At 60.0% G+C, this 23467-nt stretch carries 17 protein-coding genes and 1 tRNA gene; 6 read left to right on the top strand and 12 right to left on the bottom strand.

The features are described 5' to 3' along the window. The first annotated feature begins 314 nt into the window (after positions 1-314). Positions 315-1775 carry a pyruvate kinase gene (pyk, locus tag DW943_RS10025; protein WP_117637393.1) on the top strand — a complete coding sequence of 487 codons (1461 nt, stop codon included), beginning with the start codon at positions 315-317 and terminating at the stop codon, positions 1773-1775. 421 nt (positions 1776-2196) lie between these two features. Further along, positions 2197-3270: a hypothetical protein gene (locus DW943_RS10020; RefSeq protein ID WP_147348660.1), complete on the top strand. Its 1074-nt coding sequence runs from the start codon at positions 2197-2199 to the stop codon at positions 3268-3270. On the opposite strand, the gene DW943_RS10015 is transcribed toward DW943_RS10020, so the two are convergent. The 6 genes from DW943_RS10015 to pheS form a co-directional block, all read right to left on the bottom strand. Further along, complete coding sequence (locus tag DW943_RS10015; RefSeq protein WP_117862943.1) at positions 3267-4115, bottom strand: hypothetical protein; 849 nt, start codon at positions 4113-4115, stop codon at positions 3267-3269. The genes DW943_RS10020 and DW943_RS10015 overlap by 4 nt on opposite strands. Before the next feature lie 79 nt (positions 4116-4194). Then, complete coding sequence (locus DW943_RS10010; RefSeq protein ID WP_147348659.1) at positions 4195-4965, bottom strand: energy-coupling factor ABC transporter ATP-binding protein; 771 nt, start codon at positions 4963-4965, stop codon at positions 4195-4197. A gap of 44 nt (positions 4966-5009) precedes the next feature. Further along, positions 5010-5846 (bottom strand): energy-coupling factor transporter transmembrane protein EcfT, encoded by an 837-nt coding sequence (locus DW943_RS10005; protein ID WP_117862941.1) that lies wholly within the window; start codon positions 5844-5846, stop codon positions 5010-5012. Further along, positions 5824-6909, bottom strand: coding sequence for a cobalt transporter CbiM (gene cbiM, locus DW943_RS10000; protein WP_117862940.1), 1086 nt, complete (start codon positions 6907-6909; stop codon positions 5824-5826). Before cbiM ends, DW943_RS10005 begins: the two co-directional genes overlap by 23 nt. Positions 6910-7079: 170 nt before the next feature. Then, the gene (gene pheT / locus DW943_RS09995; protein WP_117862939.1) at positions 7080-9533 is read right to left on the bottom strand and encodes a phenylalanine--tRNA ligase subunit beta; all 2454 of its coding nucleotides are present in this window, start codon (positions 9531-9533) and stop codon (positions 7080-7082) included. A gap of 180 nt (positions 9534-9713) precedes the next feature. Further along, the gene (gene pheS, locus DW943_RS09990; RefSeq protein ID WP_055250566.1) at positions 9714-10790 is read right to left on the bottom strand and encodes a phenylalanine--tRNA ligase subunit alpha; all 1077 of its coding nucleotides are present in this window, start codon (positions 10788-10790) and stop codon (positions 9714-9716) included. A gap of 505 nt (positions 10791-11295) precedes the next feature. Between pheS and DW943_RS09985 the strand changes: the two genes are divergently transcribed. Beyond that, the gene (locus DW943_RS09985) at positions 11296-12837 is read left to right on the top strand and encodes a carboxypeptidase M32 (protein WP_117862938.1); all 1542 of its coding nucleotides are present in this window, start codon (positions 11296-11298) and stop codon (positions 12835-12837) included. A 205-nt stretch (positions 12838-13042) separates the two neighbouring features. Here DW943_RS09985 and glmM read toward each other — a convergent pair whose 3' ends face one another. From glmM to DW943_RS09970, 3 genes are all read right to left on the bottom strand, one after another. Further along, a complete protein-coding gene (gene glmM, locus DW943_RS09980) occupies positions 13043-14374 on the bottom strand; it encodes a phosphoglucosamine mutase (protein ID WP_117637400.1) in 1332 nt (443 codons plus the stop codon). 83 nt (positions 14375-14457) lie between these two features. Then, positions 14458-16770, bottom strand: coding sequence for a DUF4012 domain-containing protein (locus tag DW943_RS09975; RefSeq protein WP_117862937.1), 2313 nt, complete (start codon positions 16768-16770; stop codon positions 14458-14460). A gap of 149 nt (positions 16771-16919) precedes the next feature. After that, positions 16920-17942: a DMT family transporter gene (locus DW943_RS09970; protein ID WP_199572888.1), complete on the bottom strand. Its 1023-nt coding sequence runs from the start codon at positions 17940-17942 to the stop codon at positions 16920-16922. A gap of 289 nt (positions 17943-18231) precedes the next feature. Here DW943_RS09970 and DW943_RS09965 point away from each other — a divergent pair. Both DW943_RS09965 and DW943_RS09960 read left to right on the top strand, forming a co-directional pair. Next, positions 18232-18306: transfer RNA gene (locus tag DW943_RS09965), tRNA-Val, on the top strand. A 335-nt stretch (positions 18307-18641) separates the two neighbouring features. After that, entirely contained in the window at positions 18642-19328 is a 687-nt protein-coding gene (locus DW943_RS09960) for a DUF5710 domain-containing protein (protein WP_117862936.1), read from the top strand. A 319-nt stretch (positions 19329-19647) separates the two neighbouring features. Here the strand turns inward: DW943_RS09960 and DW943_RS09950 are convergent, their stop codons facing one another. Beyond that, positions 19648-20217 (bottom strand): hypothetical protein, encoded by a 570-nt coding sequence (locus DW943_RS09950; RefSeq protein ID WP_117797210.1) that lies wholly within the window; start codon positions 20215-20217, stop codon positions 19648-19650. Positions 20218-20228: 11 nt separating this feature from the next. Between DW943_RS09950 and DW943_RS09945 the strand changes: the two genes are divergently transcribed. Continuing rightward, on the top strand, positions 20229-20720 hold the full coding sequence (locus tag DW943_RS09945; RefSeq protein WP_117862935.1) for a hypothetical protein: 492 nt from the start codon (positions 20229-20231) through the stop codon (positions 20718-20720). A gap of 100 nt (positions 20721-20820) precedes the next feature. Here the strand turns inward: DW943_RS09945 and DW943_RS09940 are convergent, their stop codons facing one another. Together DW943_RS09940 and DW943_RS09935 are read right to left on the bottom strand one after the other, a co-directional pair. Next, the gene (locus DW943_RS09940; RefSeq protein WP_117862934.1) at positions 20821-22287 is read right to left on the bottom strand and encodes an ATP-binding protein; all 1467 of its coding nucleotides are present in this window, start codon (positions 22285-22287) and stop codon (positions 20821-20823) included. A 429-nt stretch (positions 22288-22716) separates the two neighbouring features. Further along, entirely contained in the window at positions 22717-23298 is a 582-nt protein-coding gene (locus DW943_RS09935) for a PTS system mannose/fructose/sorbose family transporter subunit IID (protein ID WP_233543656.1), read from the bottom strand. Positions 23299-23467: the final 169 nt, after the last annotated feature.

The following is a 23467-nucleotide window of genomic DNA, read 5'->3' as shown; positions in this document are numbered from 1 at the left end:
CCTATTTGCTCAATGTGTTCGGCTGAGATCGGAAATCAACCGTCCGCACGCAACGGTGCAGACCGTGTGATGCTCAACATTGGTAAAACGTTTTTTCTTCGGCACATCGCCAAACTGACATATCGCCCAGATAGCAGCGGTTGGAGTGGTTGGTAAAGATTTTCCATATACCGTTTTTCCCGCAAAAAATGAACTTCCATTTCGGCATACGGTCGATTTTTTGGGGTATTCGGTCGGCATTTCGTTATAATCATCTCGGTTTTATTTCTTATGGTTTATCTATCAGCGCAAGACGATGTCAGATGGAGGTCTGAATGTACAAGCGCACTAAGATTGTATGCACCATGGGTCCCGCCTGCGATAGCGACGAGACCATCCGCGAGATGATCAAGGCGGGCATGAACGTCGCCCGTTTTAACTTCTCGCACGGCTCCTACGACGAGCACCACGGTCGCATCGAGCGCGTCCGCCGTATTTCCAAGGAGCTCGGTCTGCCTGTCGGCATCCTGCTCGACACCAAGGGCCCCGAGGTCCGCACCGGCCTTCTGGTCGACGGCAAGAAGGTTGCCGTCAAGACCGGCGATAAGATCGTCGTCACCGCTCAGCCCACGTCCGAGGATTTCCACGGCACCGCTGAGCACATCTCCCTCGACTACCTGGCTCTGCCTTCCGAGGTCGAGAAGGGCTCCCTCATCCTGATCGATGACGGCCTGGTTGCCCTCGAGGTCGAGTCCGTCAGCGGCCAGGACATGACCTGCGTCGTTAAGAACGACGGCCTGATCGGCGAGCGCAAGGGCGTCAACATGCCCAACGTCAACATCTCGCTGCCCGCCATCACCGAGCGCGATCGTCAGGACATCCTCTTTGGCCTGACCGAGAACATCGACTACATCGCCGCTTCCTTCATCCGTGACGGCGAGTCCGTCCGCGGCATCCGCAAGCTTTGCCGCGAGAACGGTGGCGAGCACGTGACGATCTTCCCGAAGATCGAGTGCGCCCTGGGCGTCGAGAACTTCGACGAGATCCTCGAGGCTTCCGACGGCATCATGGTCGCCCGTGGCGACCTGGGTATCGAGATCAAGCCCGAGCTCGTTCCGCACATCCAGAAGGAGATCATCGCCAAGTGCAACGCGGCCTACAAGCCCGTTATCACCGCTACGCAGATGCTCGACTCCATGCAGCAGAACCCGCGCCCGACGCGCGCCGAGGTTGCCGACGTTGCTAACGCCATTTATGACGGCACCGACGCCGTCATGCTGTCCGGCGAGTCCGCTGCCGGTAAGTACCCGGTCGAGGCCGTCAAGATGCAGGCCAGCATTGCTCTCGAGACCGAGAAGTACCTCCCGGCCCACGCTCCGCTCGAGGTTCCGGCCGATGCTCACGGCACCCGCGTCGTCAACAACGTTGTGGGTATGTCCGCTGTGAACATGGCCACCACCGTTGGCGCCAAGTGCATCACCGTGCCGACGACCACCGGTCGTACCGCTCGCCTGATCTCGCACTTCCGTCCCAACATGCCGATCTGCGCGTTCTCCCGCCACGAGTGGGCCGTCCAGCAGATGATCATGTACTGGGGCGTTATCCCGCACCAGGCCGAGATTACCCAGGGTACCGTCAACGGCACGATCGTCAAGGCGATTGAGACCGCTAAGGAGCTCGGCTACGTCGAGGCCGGCGACCTGACCGTCGCTACCGCCGGCGATCCCCGCATGAGCGTCCAGCTCGAGGACAAGGTCTCCTCGACCAACGTCGCTTACGTCGCTCAGGTGCGCTAAGTCGTACTTGCAAGCATATTTGCATTGCAAAGGGCCCGGAAGGCATTGCCTTCCGGGCCCTTTTTCTGTGCCAGTGCTCACTGCACAGCATGACACGCACTCATTTCTTTACCAAAAGCGCGAAATCCACCCTTCGAGGCCAAAAAATATAACCCCAAGTTTAAAAGCGTTCAACCGGTGGCAAACCCACACCTTAACCGACGGTGCTAAATCGTTTTAGCAAGAGCCAGATCGACCGCGTTTTCGGAAGTATGCGGCAAATTCCGAGACCTCCGAGCACACCCTGTTTTTTCACAACAAAATGCCTGATAAACTAGGCTCAAAAGCCAGGTCTGCTCACAGGGTTCAGATTTTGCCGCATACTTCCGAATTGACGCTGGCATCGCACGGTCCAAAAGCACATTTCGACCTGGAGGACGTCATGGACCTGACGCTATGTGGTCAATCCGCTTTTTACTATTACCGTATCCCGCCGCAGGTATTAGGCCTTTACCCCGCCATTAGCCTTGGCAATATGGATCGCAGATGTTGCAGCCTCGGAAGTCATGCAGTTGTAAAAGACCTGCTTCACGCACCGCTTCACAGGCTTGTATTCACTCGGGCACAATCCGGATCGCGAAGCCTGTTTAAATCGCACCTCCTGACCCAAGAGCCGCCTCCTGGGTCGTTTAGGCAGACTGAACATGGGTTTGATGTCACTTCACCGGAGTTCACGCTGCTCAGCCTTGCTACGCAGGTCTCCCGCAACCAGCTACTCATGGCTTGCTACGAGATGTGCGGCTCCTTTGCAGTGTTTAAGCCCTGCGAGCGAACGCAACAACAACTTGATGAAGCTATTTCGCTTAAGCTCATTCCACCCAACTGCTGCTGGGAGCGAGTTAACGATGTCAACGGCAATGGCACCAACTTGTGGAAGCGCCCACCGCTCCTCAGCGCGGCGGATATCGCCGCGTTTGCCAAGCAGGCCGCAGGCCTGCGCGGCGTTAAACAACTGCGCTGGGCGACCGAGCACATGACGGGGCAGACCGCCTCGCCCTTCGAAGTACAGACCTCCATGCTTGTTTCGCTCCCCCGCAACGAGGGCGGCATGGGCATCAACATCGCAAACAACGTGCGCATCCCACTCAGCGACGCCGCGCGCTCACTGTATGACAAAACCTGCTGCTACGCCGATATCCTCATAGAGAGCAACACCAACAGCATGGGCGTCATTTTGGAATGCCAAGGCCGCTCCGCCCACGATGGCGAAGCCGCGAGCCTCTCCGATGCCGAGCGAACCACCGCCCTCACCAGCATGGGCTATGACGTTATCCAAATAACCTATGAGCAAATCAAAGACACAAAGAGCTTTAACAACATCGCCGAACTCATCCATAAAAAGGCGGGGCTCCCTTTCGTTCAAAAATCCGAACTGGAACGCACTGCCGCAGAAACCCTGCGACGGGAGCTGTTGGTCAATTGGGATGAACTGTTCACCGTCAAGCCGGCCAGCTAGCAGCTAGCGATCAGGGGCAGAGCAGGAACACCGGATGATGCGACGCGGGCGGCAAATCCCGCCTCGGTCAGCTCGATGACCTCGGTAAACGTTGTATCGAAAAACTCCTCAGTTAGCAAGCGATACGGCGGATGATCGGGCTGGCCGGGGTTTTCGCGTACAATCTCGTGCATGACGCCGATGGTCTTGAGCACATACTCCTTATGGATGGGATACTGCCCAAAACGCGTCGCAGCGGTATACAGGCGATCGGTCGCACGCGGGATGGAAACAATGCCCAGCGTCTTGCCAAACCAGTCAAAGTCGCCTTGCTTTTTAATGCGGAACTCCTCGCACGGCTTGCCGCCGTGTGCTTCCAGATACTGGTTCACACGCGTGTTCCATACCGTGTCGGCCACCAGATGCGACCAGACGCCCAGCGTTAAATCGAGCAGCGACTGCGCCACATCTTCGGACGCAAGCGAGAACTCACAGGCGCCGGGACCGGCAACCGGCTCGGCATTCTTGTAGCGCTGGGGATAGTGTACACGGTTCAGTCGCTCGCGTTCCTCGATAATCGAGATCGCCGCGGCCGGCGCACCGGTGGGCGCCTCCTTGAGCAACGGTGCCACATAGGTATCCCAGAACTCATGCTCACGAGGCTTAGGGATGGGCTCAGGCTTGGCAAAGTGTGTAATGCGGTACGGGATGGGATCGGCGATGCCAGGAACCATATAGCCCACAAAAATGTCCGGAACCACGCAGCCAAACAAAAAGGTATTGCGGTCGCGCACGCTATTGGCAAGCGCACCGGTGCGCTCCAGCAAACGCTCCGTCTGAGCGATATGAATGTTCCAGCTTGGCATAGCCACCCCCATAAAAACCTGGATAACTATACCATCACGGCAAAGCCGCGCGGGCGGCTACGCACGCTCTACGCAGCAACTAGTCCGTAGCACCGCTTTCGGTTCCATACGACGGCACGGGCGCCTCAACCACATGGTGATATCGATCGATATAGATTGCACGGGCACCCAGGCGTCGCACCAAATCCTGGTGATGCGTGCTCATCAAGACCGTCTTACCCGCCGAGACGTAGGCCAGTAGAAAGTTGACCACGATGTCGCATGAATCCTCGTCGAGCCCATTGGTAGGCTCGTCGAGGACCAAGATATCCGGGTTCATCGACACCACCGCAGCCAGCGCAACGCGCTTCTTTTGCCCGCCCGAGAGCTGATAGGGAGATGCGTCGACAAGGTCGGCAACCTGGAACAGCCCCATGGCATCGCGCACGCGGCGCTCGAGCTCGTCTGTCGGAAGTCCCATCTGGGCGGGGCCAAACGCGACCTCCTCGCCGACCGTGGCGCAAAAGAGCTGCGCATCGGCGTTCTGGAACACAAAGCCCACGCGCTGATGGAACCGCTGGGCCGTCGCGGAATCCTTGAGATATGCCGCATCGATCACGTGCCCGTCAAACAGATATGCCCCTGTGTCCGCGAGCTCAAGGCCGTTGATAAGGCGCATGATCGTCGTCTTGCCGCAACCATTGGGGCCAAGCAGGGCAACGAGCTCTCCACGGTTCACCTGCAGCGAAACACCGTCGATCACCGTATGGCCCGCATAGGAAAACACCACATCGCGAAACTCGATGAGCGACCTGGCCTCGGTGCCAGCAGCGCCGCTCGCGCCCATCGCGCCATTTGTATCATTTGCCAAAACGTCGCCCTTCCCTATTCATATCGACGGTTCGACCGCCCGCGTTATAGCACCGCGCACAACACGGCGAGCAGCACCACGACGGCCGCGTAAACCGCATCACACCAGCTAAAACCACTCCGCGCAGTCGCCGGATACACGCCGGCAAAGCCGCGGCAAAGCATGGCCTCGTCCATCGCGCGGCTGCATTCCATCGCCTTGATAAACGTCATGCCCATGATACCCGCCAGCGAGTCGGTACGCGAAAAACCCGCAGGCGCGCGACCCACGCTGCGCAGCATGACCGATTCGCACAGATCGTGCGCCGTGCGTCCCAGCACCTCGATATGCTTGAGCGCCATATCAAAGGTAAAGATGACCTCGTCGGGCAGATGTAGCATTTTGAGCGCCGCCGACATGCGGCTCCACGTGAGGGTCCACGAAACACCCAGCACCAGCGACACATTAATAAACGTCTTGAGCGAGATCTTGAGCATGGCGCCCGTGGCAGACGCGCCCAGCAGCAGGGCAGGCAGTGCCAGAACCACCGCAAGCCCCGTGGCGCCGAGCGCCGGTACAAAGGTCGCGCGCAGCCCGCGTGCGGGGCGCACCGCGACCAACACCAACGCGATCGCCGCCATCAACATGAGGTACAGCGGGCTCTGCGTCAGACACACGCACAAAACGCAGACGAACATCCCCACCAGACGCACCGGCGCCGAAACAAAAGAAAGGGCGCGGTCGATGGCCGACCCGCCCCTGTGCGCCCCGCCACCCAAGCGGACCCGCTCAAGCAGGCTCGCCAGGTGCAGGACATTCTTTTGCATCACACGATGCCGAGCCCCCACGGGCTCGTATCGCTCCTCAGCCGCAAGCCAACTAGGCAGCTCGGCTATTGCCATGAGCACCGCTTTCCTTGACCGTCAGCGAGACCAGGCGGAATGCGATAGTGAGCACCGCCACGCCAATCACGCCCGAAAGAATATACATCGCGGCCTGGCCGGCAAAGTCAAGACCCTGCTCCTCGGAATAGGCCTGCAGATAATCGCCCGTGGGCAGCGTGTCTGCAAAGGTCGGGGCATCGAGGCCGACCGAAGCCTGCAGGCTGTCATCGCCAGCCTCCTGAACTGCCGTCGCTGCGCCCTCGGCATCCCACTCGCCCCAGGCGTCACCGGTGGCCAGAAGACCCAGTGGCGTGGCAACCACGAGTACAGCGACCAGGATAAGCGTGGGAACCAGCGAGGTCTTCTTGGCGGTTGCGCCCTCGGCAGAAAGCAAGCCATCGACAGCCTCGGGACCGACGATGAAGCTAGGAGCCGTCTTCTTGATAAAGCCGTAGATAGCGGCCGTCGCGACGCCCTCAACCACACCGGCAACCAGCATGTGCGGAATCAGCATAGCGGGAATGGAAACCGACAGCGGGAAGGGGCAGTACAGCGGGGCGCCCGAAGCGTTGGTGAAGAGCATCGGCTGAATACCAAACTCGATTGCCGCGCACAGGGCCGCCAGGCACAGGCCGACCCAGCCGCTCACGATGGCCGAAACCGAGGTGCCCCAGCTCTTGTCGTGCAGACGGCTGTTGAGCGCACGGAACACGATAGCAGCGGTAAACGGCAGCACAAAGGCCATGTTAAAGCAGTTGGCGCCAAAGGACAGAACGCCGCCGTCGCCAAACAGCAGCGCCTGCAGCGCGAGTGCAACCGAGACTGCAATGGCAGCAGCCTCGGGGCCCAGCAGCAGCGTGATGAGCGCGCCACCAACAGCGTGACCAGTGGTGCCGCCAGGCAGCGGCACGTTGAACATCATGAGCAAGAAGGAGAATGCGGCGCAAATACCCAGAAAGGCCATGTGCTCGCGATCGAGCGTGGCGCGCACCTTCTTAATGCAGTGAACCCAAACGGGAACCATCGCCACCGCCATGACGGCATCGGTCTGCGGGGACAGGTAGTTGTCTGGAATGTGCATATACGCCTCCCGGTTGCCGGCGCATGGGATTGCAGCGCCGCCTGAATAACCTTGCCAGTGTTACGTATTGTTAGATTCGTAACACGCCGCCGGGTATCATAGCAAAACGGCACACTGCCAACAAAGCAGTGCGCCGTTTTGTAATACATTCGTCACAGACGCAAGCGGTCCTAGCCGCGGACCTCGCCGTTTACGCCCTTGCACACCTTGGTGACGATCTTCTGGTGCGCCTTCTCGACCTCTTCGCTGGTAAGCGTGTGGTCGTCCGAGCGATACGTGAGCGCGAAGGCCATGGACTTCTTGCCCTTGCCGATGCGGACCGGATCGCGGTAGACATCGAACAGGCGCACGCCCTCGAGCAGCTTGCCGCCGGCGCTGGTGATGCGACGCTCAAGGTCCTCGCAAGTCACGGCGTTGTCGACCACAATGGCAAGATCGTGCTCAACAGCCGGGTACTGCGAGAACTCGCGATAGTTCTCCTGGTTGCGGGCGCCCTTGATCAGCTTGTCCAGGTCAAGCTCAAAGGCAACGACAACCTCGTCGATGCCGCAGGCCTCGCGCGCCTCGGGGTGGATCTCGCCGACCCAACCCAGCACGGTGCCGCCGGACAGAACCTCGGCCGCACGACCCGGCTGCAAAAAGGCATAGCCCTCGCCCTCGACGGGACGGAAGCGAACCTTCTCGATGCGCAGCTGGGCGAGCAGCTCCTCGACGATACCCTTGCCAAAGAAGAAACGCAGTTTACGGTACTTCATGTTCCAAGACTGCTCGCTCCACTGGCCCGAGAGCACACCCGCGACGGACTTGGTCTCCTTGGGCAGGCTGGCGTTCTCGCGACCGTGGAACAGGCTGCCGACCTCGTACAGGTGCACGTTGGGCGTGCCGTGCGCCTCGTTGTAGGCCACGGACTGCAGCAGGCCTGGCAACAGCGAGCGGCGCATCTCGGTCTGCTCGGCTACCAGCGGGTTCATGAGCACCACGGGGCAACCGCGGCCTTCGGTGGACATGCCGATCTTCTCCAGGTCGCCCGGGGCGGCAAAGCCAAAGGTCGTGGTCTCATTAAGGCCGCAGGCGCGCAGGATCTCGCCGACCTTGCGGGTGAGCTTTTGCTCACGGGTCAGGCCGCCGATGTGGTTCTTAGCGGCCGGGATGGTCGCCGTCACACGGCCCATGCCCCATAGGCGCAGGACCTCCTCGATCAGGTCGATCTCGCGCGGCAGGTCGGGACGGAAGCTCGGCGGGGTAACCATAAAGTCCTCGCCGTCGCGCTCGACGGTGCAGCCCAGACGGGTGAGCGAACGCTCGATAAAGTTGGGCTCGATATCGGCACCGCAGATGGCGTGCACGCGGGCCAGGCGCAGCTTAATGCTGTCGATGGTCTTGGGCGCGGGGAAAACGTCGACATAACCGGGAGCAACCTCGCCGCCGGCAATCTCCTCGATGAGCGCGCAGGTAACGTTGGCGACATCCACGCAGCCGGCCTCATCGACCTGGCGCTCAAAGCGAATGGAGGCGTCGGAGATCAGCGACAGATCGCGGCTGGTGTGCGAGGTGCGACCGGCATTGAAGCAGGCGCTCTCGACCATCACGTCGACGGTGTCGTCCTCGATCTCGGAATCCATGCCGCCCATAACGCCGGCCAGCGCCACGGGGCGCTCGCCGTCGGTGATGAGGCCCATGCCGGCGTCGAGCACGCGCTCCTCGCCGTCGAGCGTCGTGAACTTCTCATCCTGCTGGGCGGCGCGAACCACCACGCGGCGGTGACCATCGCGCTCGGCAAAGGTGTCCAGATCAAAGGCGTGCAGCGGCTGACCGGTGAGCATCATCACATAGTTGGTGATGTCGACGATGTTGTTGTGCGGGCGCACGCCCAGGGCGTTAAGGCGCTTGACCATCCAGTCGGGCGACGGGCCGACCTTCACGTTGCGCACGATGCGGGCGACATAGCGGTCGCACAGGCCCTCGTCGGCGATCTCGACGGAAAGCTCGTCGTCGGTCGCGCGGCCGGTCTCGGCCTTGATGGCGGGCAGCTCAACGTGGAAATCGCGGTCGAAGATGGCGCCGGTCTCGCGGGCCATGCCGATCATGGACAGGCAGTCGGGACGGTTGGGCGTAATCTCGCAGTCGAGCACGGTGTCGCTCGAGCCCACGTACTCGGCAAACGGCATGCCGCAGGGCGTGTCCTCGGGCAGGATCATGATGCCGGAGTGGTCGCCGCCCAGGCCGAGCTCGCGCGCGGAGCAGTTCATGCCCATGGACACGACACCGCGAAGCTTGCTCTTCTTGATCTTGACGTCGCCGGGCAGGACAGCGCCAATCATGGCCGTGACGATATGGTCGCCGGCCTCGAAGTTCTGCGCGCCGCAGACAATCTGCAGCGGAGCGGGGTTGCCGTCGGCGTCGAGGTTCTTGTCACCCACGTCGACCGAGCACACATACATGTGGTCGCTATCGGGGTGAGGGGTCTTGGTGAGCACCTTGGCGGTCACCACGTGGTCGAAGGACTCGCCCACGGTGTCGATCGCCTCGACCTCGGTACCGGTACGGATATATTCGTCCGAAAGAGTCTTGGGATCCTCCGGAATATCGATCATGGTCTTGAGCCAGTCGTAAGAAACGCGCATCTAACTGGTCTCCTTTCATCTGTAACGCCTGCAATAAACAGTCGGAAAACTCCAGCTACGGAGACGGGTTTCCGAGGTGCCGCAGATTGCCTTGAAAGAGGAGGGCCGCGTACTTAGGTACGCAACCGACGATTGAAAGGCAAGGTGTGGTGGCTCGGGAAGCCGCCGGGACAGGTCAACTTAAAATTGGTTCAAGAAGCGCATATCGCCCGTCATCAGGGTTCGCAGATCCGGCAGGTCGTAGCGCAGGGCCGCGACGCGCTCGGCGCCAATACCAAAGGCAAAGCCGGTGTACTTCTCGGGGTCGATGCCGCAGTTGATCAGGACGTTGGGGTCAACCATGCCGCAGCCCAGGATCTCGATCCAGCCGCTGTGCTTGCAGAAGTTGCAGCCCTTGCCGCCGCACACGTGGCAGCTCACGTCCACCTCGCAGCTAGGCTCGGTGAAGGGGAAGAAGTGCGGGCGGTAACGCGTCTTGCGATCCTCGCCAAACATGCACTTAACAAAGTAGTCGAGCGTGCCCTTCAGGTCGCCAAAGGTGATGCCCTCGTCAACGACCAGGCCCTCGATCTGGTTGAACTGCGGCAGGTGGCAGGCGTCGGCCGTGTCGGGACGATAGACGGTGCCCGGGCAGATCATGTAGATGGGCGGCTTTTGCGACTCCATGGTGTGGATCTGCACGCCCGAGGTCTGGGTGCGCAGCAGCACGTCGGACTCGCCGTGGGCGTGGGCCTCGGGGTGCGCGACGCTGCCGGGGTTGTTGTCGACCACGTAGAAGGTATCGCGGGCCGAGCGGCTCGGGTGATCCATGGGGGCGTTGAGCGCGGTGAAGTTGTAGTAGGAGGTGTCGACCATGGGGCCGGACTCGACGGTGTAGCCGATACCGCAGAAGATGTCCTCGGCCTCCTCGATGATCTGCTTGATCAGGTGCTGGTGGCCGATCTGCGGACGGATGCCCGGCAGCGTGATGTCGACGGCGTCGTGCTCCAGTGCGCGCTTGAGGGCGGCGGCCTTCATCTCGGTGTTGCGCTCATCGAGCATGCCCTCAATCAGCTGGCGCATCTCGTTGGCTCGCTTGCCCATCACGGGACGATCCTCGGGGGCGAGCTTGCCCATCATGCGCATCAGGCCGGTGATGCGGCCCTTGCGGCCGAGCAGCTCAACGCGCGCAGCCTCGAGCTTGGCTGCGTCGTCGGCGCCTGCGACGAGCTCCTTGGCCTCTTCCTCGAGTTTGACCAGATCATCAATCAGACTCATGTCTTCCCTTTCGTCTCTCGCGCTCTCCGTTTGCCGAGGCGGCTGCCGCCGTCTGGCGTTGTGAAAACGCGGCCCGGTTCGGTAATAAAAAACCGTCCTCGGGCGTGTGCATTGCCCAAGGACGGTTGAATTCCGCGGTACCACCTTGTTTGACCCGGCGGATGTCTGGCCCGCCGTGCCCACTCTGCGCCCCTTATCGCGAGGCTCACGGCTTCCCTACTGGGGCTTCGCCGCCGCTAGCCGCGCGCCCGTTGAGGTCGCTGCTCGGGAGTGAACGCTTGGCCCTTGCCACCGCAGGAAGGCTTGCAGCCCATGACCTTCCCTCTCTTGCCGGCGACGCGGCGGGCAAAACCCTCTCCGTCAACGCATTGGGCTACAGGATACCACATTGTGTGGGCGTATCGCCGCGTTCCGTTTTGTTCGTGCTGGGTACAAGGCAGGTAGCTGTGCAAACTGGCCGCGCGCCCACCCGTGGCGCTCGACCTGCGAGATCAAGGATATAGGTATGGGAAAGAAACTCGATAAGAAGGCCAAGGCGGGCAAGAGCATCAAGAAGCTCCGCAAGCTCGAAGGCAAGCTGTGGACTCGCGAGTACCTGCTCAAGATTGCCGAGTTCGATGGAGCGACGATTGCTCCTGCCAACGGCGCAGCAGCGCGTGCCGACGCCATGGGCACGCTTGCCGGCGAGCATCACAAGCTGCTGACCAGCGAGAAGTCCGTTGAGCTCGTGCGCTCGCTGGCGCGCGAGACCGTCGCCGGCGGCAAAATCGACGACCCTCAGCTGCTCGACGAGATCCGTGTGCTCGGCCGCGATCAACGTGAGGCCAGTGCCATCCCCACCGAAGAAGCCGAGGCCTGGACCAGGCTCACCTGCGAGGCGGACGCCGTGTGGCACAAGGCCAAGGCAGCCAACGACTGGGCGAGCTTTGAGACCTATGTGGATAGAATCGTCGCCCAACTTAAGCATCAGGCCGAGCTCATGGACCCCAAGCGCGATCCATACGACGTTTGGCTCGACCAGTACGAGCGCGGCCTTTCCGCCAAGAGCTTCGACGCGTTTTGCGACGAGGTCAAGGCCACGGTCGTGCCGCTCGTGCACGCCATCGGCGAGCGCGGCCAGCAGCCGGCTGCCGACTTTTTGCACGCCCACGTGCCCGAGGCTGCCCAGCGCGCCATGAGCTTCGACCTTATGAAGCTTGTCGGCCTGGACCTGGACGACACCACGCTTGCCTTTACCGAGCATCCGTTTAGCGAGGGCTTTGCCGTGGGTGATGCGCGCATCGCGACGCACATCTACGAGGACGACTGCATCTCCAACGTCTACAGCATCATCCACGAGGCGGGGCACACCATGTACGAGCTGGGCGTCAATCCCGCCTACGCGCGCACCTGCCTGGAGGGCGGCACCTCCATGGGCATCCACGAGAGCCAGAGCCGCTTTTTCGAGAACACCGTGGGTCGCAGCCGCGCCTTTATGGGCCCGCTGCTCGAGGTGCTGCGTCGTCACGCGCCCGAGGTCTACGGCGACGTCGACGAAGACACGCTCTACCGCGCCGTGAACATCGCACAGCCGTCGTTGATCCGCACCGAGGCCGACGAGCTCACCTATCCGCTGCATATTATGGTGCGCTACCAGATTGAGCGTATGCTGTTTGCCGGCGAGGCTGCGGCCAAGGACATCCCCGCGCTTTGGAACCGCTTTATGGACGAGTACCTGGGCATTCCCGTTCCCGACGACACGCACGGCTGCCTGCAGGATACGCATTGGAGCGGCGGTTCGTTTGGCTACTTCCCCACGTATGCGCTGGGTAGCGCCTACGATGCCATGTTTGTGCCGGCCATGTGCCGCGACGGCGTCGACCTTACCGGTGCCTGCGCGAGCGGCGATCTGGCGCCCGTCCGCGCCTGGCTGGGCGAGCACATTTGGCAGTGGGGCCGCGCCAAAGACGCGCCGGAACTCATCAAGGGCGCCTGCGGCATGGCCTTTGACGCCCGCTACTACTGCAGCTACCTGCAGGACAAGTTCACCACACTGTACGAGCTGTAAGGATTGACCAGCACGCCATCGCCAACGCCAACTATGTTGACGCCAATGTCTTGGCAACGTCAGCGAAAACGACCCTAAGCGAGCAAGGTGACGTGAAATGAAAGGGCGCTGACCTTCTGGTCGCGCCCTTGAAATTGAACGTCAGATTGCCGCTTAGGGGCGTTTGCAGCGTCGAGCAGTTACGCGGTTTGGTAAAACCGCGTAACTACAGAGCCTCGAGTGCGTTGGCGATGCGCTTCATGGCGGCATCGGCGGATGCTTGGTCGGGCGCCTCGGCCAGCACGCGGATAACCGACTCGGTTCCGCTCTTGCGTACGAGCACGCGGCCCTCGCCTGCCAGCGCAGCCTCGGCCTCGGCGATGGCGTTCTGCACGCCCATGTTCTCGAGCGCGGCGTCCTTGTCCGCCACGCGCACGGCCACCTGCGCCTGCGGTAGCAGCTTGCACGGAGCCGTGAGCTGCGAGAGCGTCTCGCGCTCGGCGCGGATCACTTCCATCACGCGCAGCGAGGTCATAATGCCGTCGCCCGTGCGCTCGATATCGCCAAAGATCGTATGGCCCGTCTGCTCGCCGCCCAGGCTGTAACCGCCCTCGCGCATCTTGGCATACACGTGGCGGTCGCCCACACCGCTGGTCACGGCACTTAGGCCGGCAAGCTCCAACGACTTGATCAGGCCAAAGTTGCTGGCAATCGTCGGAACCACGGTACCGCCCGAAAGGCGACCGTGCTTGTTCAGGTACACGCCGCACACGTACAGGATCTGGTCGCCATCGACCACGCGGCCGCGCTCGTCCACGGCCAGGCAGCGGTCGGCATCGCCGTCATAGGCAAAGCCCACGTCCAAGCCCTGCTCCACCACGTGGCGCTGCAGACGCTCCATATGCGTGGAGCCGCAGTCGACGTTGATGTTAAAACCATCAGGCGCGGCATTGATCACGCGCACGTCGGCGCCCAGCGCGTCGAACACCGGCTTGGCCACCGAGGACGCCGAGCCGTTGGCGCAGTCGATGCCGATCTTGACGCCCTGCAGCGAAAAGTTCGCGCTGGCGATGAGCGAGGCAATGTAGCGGTTGCGGCCCTGCATGTAGTCCACCGTGGCGCCGATGTGGTTGCCCGTGGCCAGCGGCACCTCGCTCTTGCCATCGACGTAGTCCTCGATGAGCTCCAGTACGTCCTCGTCCATCTTAAAACCGTCGCTATTGACGAGCTTAATGCCGTTATCGCAAAACGGGTTGTGGCTCGCGCTGATCATGATGCCGCAATCGAAGCAGCCTTCCACGGTCTGATGCGCTACGCCCGGCGTGGGGATCACGTGCAGCATATAGGCGTCCGCGCCGCTCGCGACCAAGCCGCTCACCAGCGCCGCCTCAAACATATAACTCGAGCGACGCGTGTCCTTACCCACGATGACGCGCGCCTTGCGCTCGCGGTTGGCGCCGTAATACCAGCCCACAAAACGGCCAATCTTATAAGCGTGCTCTACCGTCAGCCCAACGTTAGCCTCACCGCGAAAGCCGTCGGTGCCAAAGTACTTCATGCGCTCTCCTTACAAAATAGGGGCGAACAGATTGCCTGTCCGCCCCAAAATGGTACTCGATTATCTGCGCTACCAGAAAAACCCTACGCCGACGCGCTGTCGCGAGCCGCCTGGCATGTAGGAGTCTGACGCAGCGTAAGCGGCTTGTCCCCCGCCTCGGCTGACGTGGTCAGCGTATATGTGATCGTCGTCGTCTCGCCAGCATGCAGGTCAACGGTGCCCGAATAGAAGGGGATTCCATGCCACGTAGCGGCGCCAAGACCAAACTGGGTGCCCTCGACGGTCAGATCAGTAATGTTGCCGCCCGTCGGGGCAAACAACGAGACATTCAGACGCTCGTCGTCGCGCGCGGCATCGGGCGCGCTCGCCGCGACGTAGTCGGGCAGCTTGCCGGCCTCCTCCTGCGTCATGATGTTCGTCAGGGTAACGGTGATGCGATACGAGCATGTGCCGTCACCGTTCTTGATGCCCTGGCCAATCTGCGTATCGGCATTCAGGTACCAGTCGAGCTTGGAGAAGCTCAGGTTGTTAAAGTAGACACCAGCAACGGGATCTTCACTCGGGTCATCCGGATCGGGCAGCGAGGCGTCGATGTTCATCTCCTTGATAGCGTTCTGCTCGTCATCGTTTTTCATCCACGCGATCAGGCGGCCCTCTTCGGCACCGCGCTCAACGGCGCTGACAAGCTTCGTAACATCGACATCGCCGATACCGCCAAGGATCTTGTCGAAGGCAGCGCTGGCGACGGATGCAAAGATGCCGTCCGACTCCTCGACCGGATAGTTCCAGTACACATCGTGCATGAGGACCTTTGCGGCGTTGGTGCCGTCGACAACCGTTCCGTCGGGCAGCGACACGTTACCGACCAGGCCCAGCAGATACTGCAGGAACACCGGGTCGATACCCACGACGCCGTCAACGTCCTGGCCATATTGAGATTTCCACAGGGCTGCGACACGCTGCGAGTTGCGGGGCCAATCAGGCGAATAGGTATTGCCCGAGTTGTACAGGTTACTGTGGTTGCCGAACAGCGCCTCATCCTCTTCGTCGACGCTCTCGACTGCCTCATCCTCGCTGAGTCCAATGCGGGGAACAAACTCGCCAATCGACATCTGGCCGTCGGTGACCGAAATCAGGCCCTGCGAACCGCCAAAGCCGCCGCAGGCACGAATCTCGACGTTGTTCATGGCGTACACAAGGTAGTTACGCGTCTGGCCGTTGGCGCCGAGCATCTGGGGAAGGACGGGGGCGACCTTCTCCGCCGCGTCAACCGCGCCGTTGAGGGTGGCAAAGCCGTCCTTGGCCTTATCGACCAGCTCGGTCACCTGGGAAATATGAGTATCGCCAATGCCCTGGATCTTCTCGTTGGCGCTCTTGAACACCTTGGAGCTATCGGAAAGCGAATCGGCAACGGCCTGCAGCGCGGACACGTTAATCATGCCGTCCTGAAACAGCTTGCCGGGCGTGGCCTGCGAAAGGTTATCGGCCATGGGAACCAGCGCATTGCTCGAGACATCGGACAGGGCGTCGATCATGGTGCGGGCCGCATTGATGTCGCTGCCATACACCGGGATAAACGAAGCCGCCGTCCACAGCGGGCTCGAGGTCTCCGCCTTCATGCTGTCGCAAAGCTCATCAATCTTCTTCGCGTCGTCAGGCAGCGTCGAAAAATCGCCCGACGTGACCTTGTCCTTAAGGCCACCGACAATCTCGACGGCCTCCTTCGCTTCACTCTTTACGGTCTTTGCCGAGTTAAGCAGCATAAAGCCGCTTGCGCCAAGCGCAACGAGAAGCACCGCGACTACAGCGGCAATAATGGCGCCGGTGTGACGCTTTTTGCGTTCGCCCTTGCGATGGCGATGACGGACCAGACCGTCAGAGGTCGAACTCGACGAAGCGTCGCTACCGTAGTTCAAGCCAAAATCGTAATAATCCTCCTTGGAACCCGAGCCCGCAAACTCGGCACCGCTATCATCCAGGCGGGCAAACGTGCCAGTCTCGGAGGCGCCGGTATAGATCGTGCCAAGGTTACCCGTAAGCCCCGCGCCACCGGCAGAGGGAGTATTGTTGGCGGCCTTGCCGGCATTAACGTTGCCGGCGGCATTCGCGGCGTTGGTAGCACCTGCGTTGTTCGCGGGTACCGAAGGAGCCCCACTCGGCTGCGACGTGGAGGTTGCACCGCCCGCAAAGACATTCCCTCTTGCACGGCCGGTCTTTTTTGCCTTTTGTGACTGCTCGTACAGAGCGGTAAACATCGCCGTCTCGCCCGGGGACACGCGCTTACCGGAACCGCCCTGTCCAGTGCCGCCCGGCGTGCCGGCCTTACCAGCCCCGTTCGGACGCGGCGGAACTGCAGGACGGCCGCTATCGCTGCCCTTAAAGTGATTACCAGCCATAAAGAAATCCTCGCAATTGAGTCGCAATGAAAAAGTCCATAACGTTACTAGTTTATGGCATTTTGGGCATCGACAGCTAAACTCCAGACACGGACATCAATTGGCGAAAATGCGGCACAACACCTTTTCCGTCTTGGCGGCGGCGCCAGCTACACCGTGAGGAACATCATCACGATGATCATGGCAAAGCCGATAAGGTCGGTCGGCAAAAACACCGTGCCCAGCATAACGGCGCTGGTGATGGTCGCCGAAACCGGCTCCACAGTTCCGATGAGACTCGCACGCACCGAGCCGATGTCCTTAACGCCCTGCATATAGAGCATGTAAGCAAAAAACGAGCCGATAACCACGAACACCGCGAGCGCCTCGACGCCGGCAGCGTCGAGTGCCGGCATATGCGCCCAAGGCTGCACGAAGACGCACGAGACCACGCCCGCCGTGAGCATTGCCGAGCCCGTGACGATTGGGCTGCCGTATTCGGGCAGGATCTTGGCGGGAATCACCGCCATACACGTGGCGCTGACCGCACACATAAGACCTGCTGCCAGGCCAAGTGGCGAGATATTCAGGCTGGTGGGGTCGCCGCCGGTGGCGATTAAAAAGGTTCCACCCAGAGCCAGGCCAATGCCGATGACTTCGCGAGTACGCGGCCTGCGGCGATCGGTCACGCAGATGTAGCCCATGATGATAACGAGCTGCAGGCATTGGAGCACCGTCGCGGTTCCGGCATTGGTCAGGCGCACGGCCGAAAGATAACAAAACTGGTTGAACAGCAGACCAAAGGCGGTAAAGAGCAGCAGCTGCTTGCGATCGGCGGGTGTGGTCCAGAGCTTAATCAGGCGCTCGCGGTCGCGCGTAACAACCACGGCCATAAAGAGTAGACCGGCGAGAATCTGACGCACGCTCATAAGCCACAAGGTGTCGACGTGGTAGGTATCGAACAGAAAGCTCGCGCTGGTGCCCGAGAAGCCCCAAAACGAACCGCCCACCAGCGTAGCCAAGACGCCCGTGATCATCTTGCGCGTCGAAGCGCTGTTCAGGCGCTCGCGCCAAGCGCGGCGGGTGCTACGGCTGAGCTCATCGGTGCCCTCGGGCACATCAATGTTCGATATATCGGTCATCGGCACCGAAGCCCCTGCGCCTTCGACCTGCTCGACACGCTCTTTGCTCATTCCATTCCCTCGAAGCAGCCTGGAAACAATTCGGCTTACCTTACCACGGCGAAGGCACCAGCTGGAGGCTTGTCCGCTTATCGGTAGGACAATTCCGCAGACGTCTTTCCATAGCTCGATACCGCAATGGCCTTGCATTATGCGACAGTCAAATCGCGGCAGCAGGCTCTTTTGAAATGGATATGACAAAGCCCCCGAATTCCACAATGTAAGCGATTTTTAAAAATGTTCTTGCCACCGAGTTCAGGCTCCGTTATATTATCCCTTGCGCGCTTGCGCACCCTTGATCGGGCGTTTAGCTCAGGGGGAGAGCGCTTCCCTGACACGGAAGAGGTCAGAAGTTCAAATCTTCTAACGCCCACCAAATGTTCGCAGCTCAGAGGCTATGTCCTCTGGGCTGTTTTGTTTTTTGTCGCTAAATCCGCTGGCAGTTCCAACCGTCATCGCAACGTAACAACAATTCACCTGACGAATGGCAGCCAAATATATTCAATACCCCAACATCAACAATAGCCAGGCACAAAACTGCGCCGCAAGCTGCTCCAACCGCCCAACTGGTCAAAAGCCGACCATCTACTTGCCAATTTATCTAACGGCGTAACCAAGCAGTCCGCGCCGCAACTTCTCAACAAAACGCCGCGATGTCTGCGCCCTGCGGTATCCTTGAGCCACTCGCACCTGCAGCACCAAGGAGCCGCCATGCGCACCGAGCTCGATGTCCCCTTTTCGCACAAAGAAGAAGCCAAGGCGCTGGGCGCCAAATGGGACCGGACCAAGAAGATCTGGTATGTACCCAGCGGCGTCAACCCCGAGCCCTTTGCCGAGTGGCTGCCCGGTGTTGACCGATCCGACCCCTCAGCGCCGTATATATATCTAGTACTGGGCAAGCGCGAGTGCTGGAAGTGTCACAAAGAGACCTCGGTCGCGGCCTTCGGCATTCCCTATCGAATCGATGACGACAAGGGCATCGCCATCGCGCACGCGCCCAACGAAGCCGGGCACATTACCATCGACACGGCCAATGCCAACGCGCTCGCCATTGTTCCCGCTCTTGGCTGCGTGCCGGGCGAGATCCGCGACTATCTTTCTAAGCGCTGCGGCTACAAGCCCGTAGGCGCGCGAGCCTCCAAAGCCCCGTCGCTCGGCAACACGTGCACCAGTTGCGACGCGCTGCAAGGCAGCCGCTATCTGTTCGAGGAGCCCTCGTCCCCGTTTGCCCTCACTGCCATCAACAAACTGCCGGCACTGGAGTTTGTGCGCGTCGAAGTTGCCGGCGTCTTCGGCGTCCCGGCCACACGCACCGACTTTGACCAGGCGCTCTTTACCTGGGCACGCGACCATCACGCCAAGTTTCACAGGCAGCTCGGTGAGGGGATTTATTTATAGGGACAGAGATGCCTTCACAGCCAGCTCCTCCGCATCACCTATCCCTCGTCGCCGGCGTCGTACACGATATCGAGGCCACAAACAGGGCATTTCTCCTGATACACCGGCATATGAACGCCTGTCCGTTTTCTCACTTCGTCGCTAAGTCTGTCGCACGCATCGATGAACCGAATGTCGAGGCACGGTATTTGCGAGCCGCAGCAAGGACAGGCGACGACAAACGACCCGCAATCAACTTCTACGCTCGGAAACATTTTGTTGTCTATAAGGGCGCACGGCAGTTTTCCGTACTTCCCCATCGCAATATCGCCTCGCCAGCTCACGTTCGCTCCCCTCTCGCTATACAAATCAGGAAGAGCATGCACCGGCAGGCGTGTGCGAGATTGCATCGCCACGCGATCCGATCAAACAGCACGATCGTAAAAGACCGCCAAAGCCAAATTTCATCGTCGGTCGCACCCTGTCCGGCAAACTCAATATCGACGGGTATGTGCTTCAGATAACTCATGTCGGGCGCAAAACGAGGGTCCGGTCCGCCTTTATGAACAGGACCGTGCAGAACAAACCATCCGTTTTCGGGCTCGAACCGCTCAACAAACGCAAGGCCGAGCACCTTATAGCCCACCTCGGTTGCAAATATGACTCCGACTGGGACGTCACATTCCATGCAGTTGAGCATTTTACGGTTGTAATTCTGGTCTCGAAAACCAACGGTACCCGGCGCTTGAACCGAGTACTTAATGACCCACGTACCATCGTCCAAATAGAGCGGAGGCACATTGTTGATGCTCTCGGTTTGCCGCTGGCGCGCTTGTACCCCGCTACCCCACTCCCCTGTATACTGATGTAGCACGTGTTTCATCCGGGCTTGTTGGGCCGGATTGTTCATGGGAGGGTCTTATGGCTGCTTCGAATCCGCCTAAGGGGAGCGTTTCTTCTTCGTCCATCAAGCCGGTTACGCGCAAGGCCGTGCGTTGCCAGCGCGAGGTCGCTTGGCTTGTCACGCAGGCGGCGGGCAGGCTTGTGGCGACCACTCAGGACGTCAATGCGCCTACGCCGAGCTTTGTGTTAGCGACGGCGCTGGATTTTGTGCGCCAATTGGAGCTTGCCGAACAGGATGCCAGCGGCCACCTCGACTACCAGAATGTTATGGCGCCCGACCTGCAAACGTTCTGCCACATGGCCAAGTTGCCCGCCGCGCCCAATGCGCTTTCGGACGCAGGCTACATGTTTACGCTTTCGGGCGCGGACCTTATCCGCGACATCTACGCATACTGCAGCGAGCTCGCCGAGCGCAGCGTCTTTGGCACGGCTGAAGTCAAACCGGGAACTGTCATCAAGCTGGTTCTTAGGCTGTTCTTGATGGACGGGTTCGGGGCCATGCCGGCGTAAGCCGAGTCTTTAGCGTCACCGTCGACTGAGTAACAACCGCTTTACCTTAGTGGGCGCCAATTGAGGGTCGATTATTGGGTCGCCTCGTCCACTAACGCATTTATTCCACGCTCTCCGACAGTCGATACTTGCGGTTGCGGCTCGTCGCCGGCGCCGTGGGCTCAAGCTCGCCTTGAGCAATGAGCGCGTTGACGCGCGACCTAACCTGGGAAATTGTAAGCCCCGTACGTTCTGCCAGCTCACGCGTCCCCAGCTCGCCGTAGTGTTTGAGTGCCGTCACAATTAAGCCCCCGCCATGATCGACCGGCTCGATCTTTGAACGGTAAAGTACTACCTTGAACCGATCGAACCCCGGGCAGAACAGAGGCTCGGCCAGACCATGCGCGCGCATGGCATCGATCATCATCGGGATGCCCGAGCCATTGCCCTCAGCCGGCGAACCTGCGCCATCCGGCAGCGGGACAATCGACATGAGTTTCACGAGCGTCGCGTTACGGCATCGGGAGCTGCCGTCAAACAAGTTCTCGCGAGTCTTTCCCCCGTAAAGGCCGCCAGGATTCGTCACCTCGACACGATCGTCAAAGACGTCGACGGCAATCGATTGTCCACAGAACCGATCCCCGTATTCTCGATGGATTACGGCGTTGGCGATTGCCTCGCGCAGAACCTCCTCGGGAATCTCCAGCGAGTCGACACGCGAGACGCCTTGGACGGTCGAGATGCGGCGCAGGTTTTTGGCAACAGCTGCGACGGCATCCGAAATCATCTCGCCTAGGGTGCCCTCGCAGACTGTGCGGTCCATAAACCTTAGTGGCCCCGCAGCTCCCTTTTGAGTTCCCACGTGGACAGCCACATCAATGAAGAGCTTGGGATAGAACTGCTGAGGGTAAACGCCCGCGGCAAGGAGGCCGGCCTTGGTAACATTGCCCTGGAAGTCGAGGAAATTCAGACGCTCCATCTTTGTCTTCTTGTCCGCCGCACCGCGCATCGCTCGAGGCGTCAACGAATAGGCACGCTCTATCGTGCGGTCGACCAGCGACTCGTCGAGATCGCCCACACTCGTGCCGGGCACCGCATCGCGATCGCTAGGACTCGTCCGTTCATATGACGACAGCGCCAAAACCTCGGTCGACGAAAGCGGGACATCTTTGTCATCGATGCGTTTGTAGCTGCCACCTTGAGCGCCCCGCTCTATGACATAGCAAGGCTTGCTCGACGGGTCGAGCTCCTCAATCGTGATGACCAGAACCACGGTGCCCTGGAGCTCCACGCGCTCAATGGTGTATTTGGGCGGATTGGCCAGCTTTCCGCGACCGCCGGCATCGCCCATGCCCGCCACGAATTGGTTGAGCACTTTCTCGGTCTCAAAGTTTGCAACTGGAACAAAACCCGCGCGCTCACTCACTCCGAGCACGATGATGCCGCCGGCGGTGTTTGCGAAAGCGCTGACCGTTTCCCATACGTCGCGGGAAAGCGTCGTGGCGCTCTCCTTGACCTCGACGTTAAGATCGTCCGAGCCCATGCGTCTTAAAGACTCGAGCAGACCGGTCAGTTCGTTTTCGTTCATCTGCACGTCCTTTCGCTCGGTTCTGCGGAGAATGCTGCAGACGGATTTCCCTCGTCTCTCAGTTATCTCTCGTAATTATCTCTCGTCTTTCTGTTATCTCTCGTATTAGATATGAGTGAAAGATGAGAGATAAGATATCTCTACCTGCTTCATTTAATCATGTTTTTGCTGGTGGAACAATCGATATTGAGACAATACCATGGTTGCTTGTCTCTTTGCTGCTGGGCTATCTCTCGTAATTATCTCTCGTCTTTAAGCTATCTCTCGTGTTAGTGACGAATGAGAGACGAGAGATGCGTGAGTGATGCATGAGCGTGGATTATTGGACGGTCGGAAAATCCCTCAAACAAAAAACGGGGCCGGCCTGACGCCGAGCCCCGTTTTCAAACGGTCAGTTAGTTATCCAACGCGCGAGCATAGCAGTCAACATTACGCCGCCGCGAACACTCCCAAGCCCGTTCCGATGATGCAGATCGCAAAGATGCCCAAGATGATCCAAATGGTCTTGACGCCCTTTTTGTACAGGGCGACGCAGGCAAAGGTTGCCAGCAAGGGCAGCAGACCGGGGAAGATCGAATCGAACAGATCCTGCAGGACAATCTCCGAACCACCCACGTCAAAGGTCAAAGCAGTGGACAGTGAGACCTGTGCCGCAATCATGGCGCCGATAACGGTCATTCCGAGGACACCGGCAGCATGCGTCATGCGAGACATAAGGTTGTTCTCTTCGGACTGCTGTAAAAACTTGGTTCCCAAGTCGTAACCCAGATGGGCTGCGACGATACGCGTTGCAAAGTTAATCACGGAGTAGAGAAGGAAGACGGAGACGGGAAGGGCGAGCGCGACGGCAGTTGCCGTGCCTGTACCCGTAATGACGGCAAGCGCGCAGCCAAGCACGCCGGAGGTATAGACCTCGGGAGGAACCGCCGCGCCGACCATGATGGCACCCATGAGCATGGACTCCAAGGCAGCACCAACGATAACGCTCTGTTGAACGTCACCAAGAATCAAGCCAACGAACAGCTCGTAAACAACGGACGGCCAGGCATTGTAATGCCAAATAACTGCTCGTCCATGGACGCCATAATGCGACCAGTGCAACTAGGAGGTACTGGGCAACTATTTTGATTAACCCCAGTAATCAGAACCACCCTTAAAAAGGGTGGTTTGCTCTTAGGGT

The organism is Collinsella sp. AM44-11 (assembly GCF_003467145.1).
Lineage (GTDB): Bacteria > Actinomycetota > Coriobacteriia > Coriobacteriales > Coriobacteriaceae > Collinsella.
The sequence above is the reverse complement of the archived record's forward strand: the minus strand, read 5'-3'. Positions and strand labels throughout refer to the sequence as shown.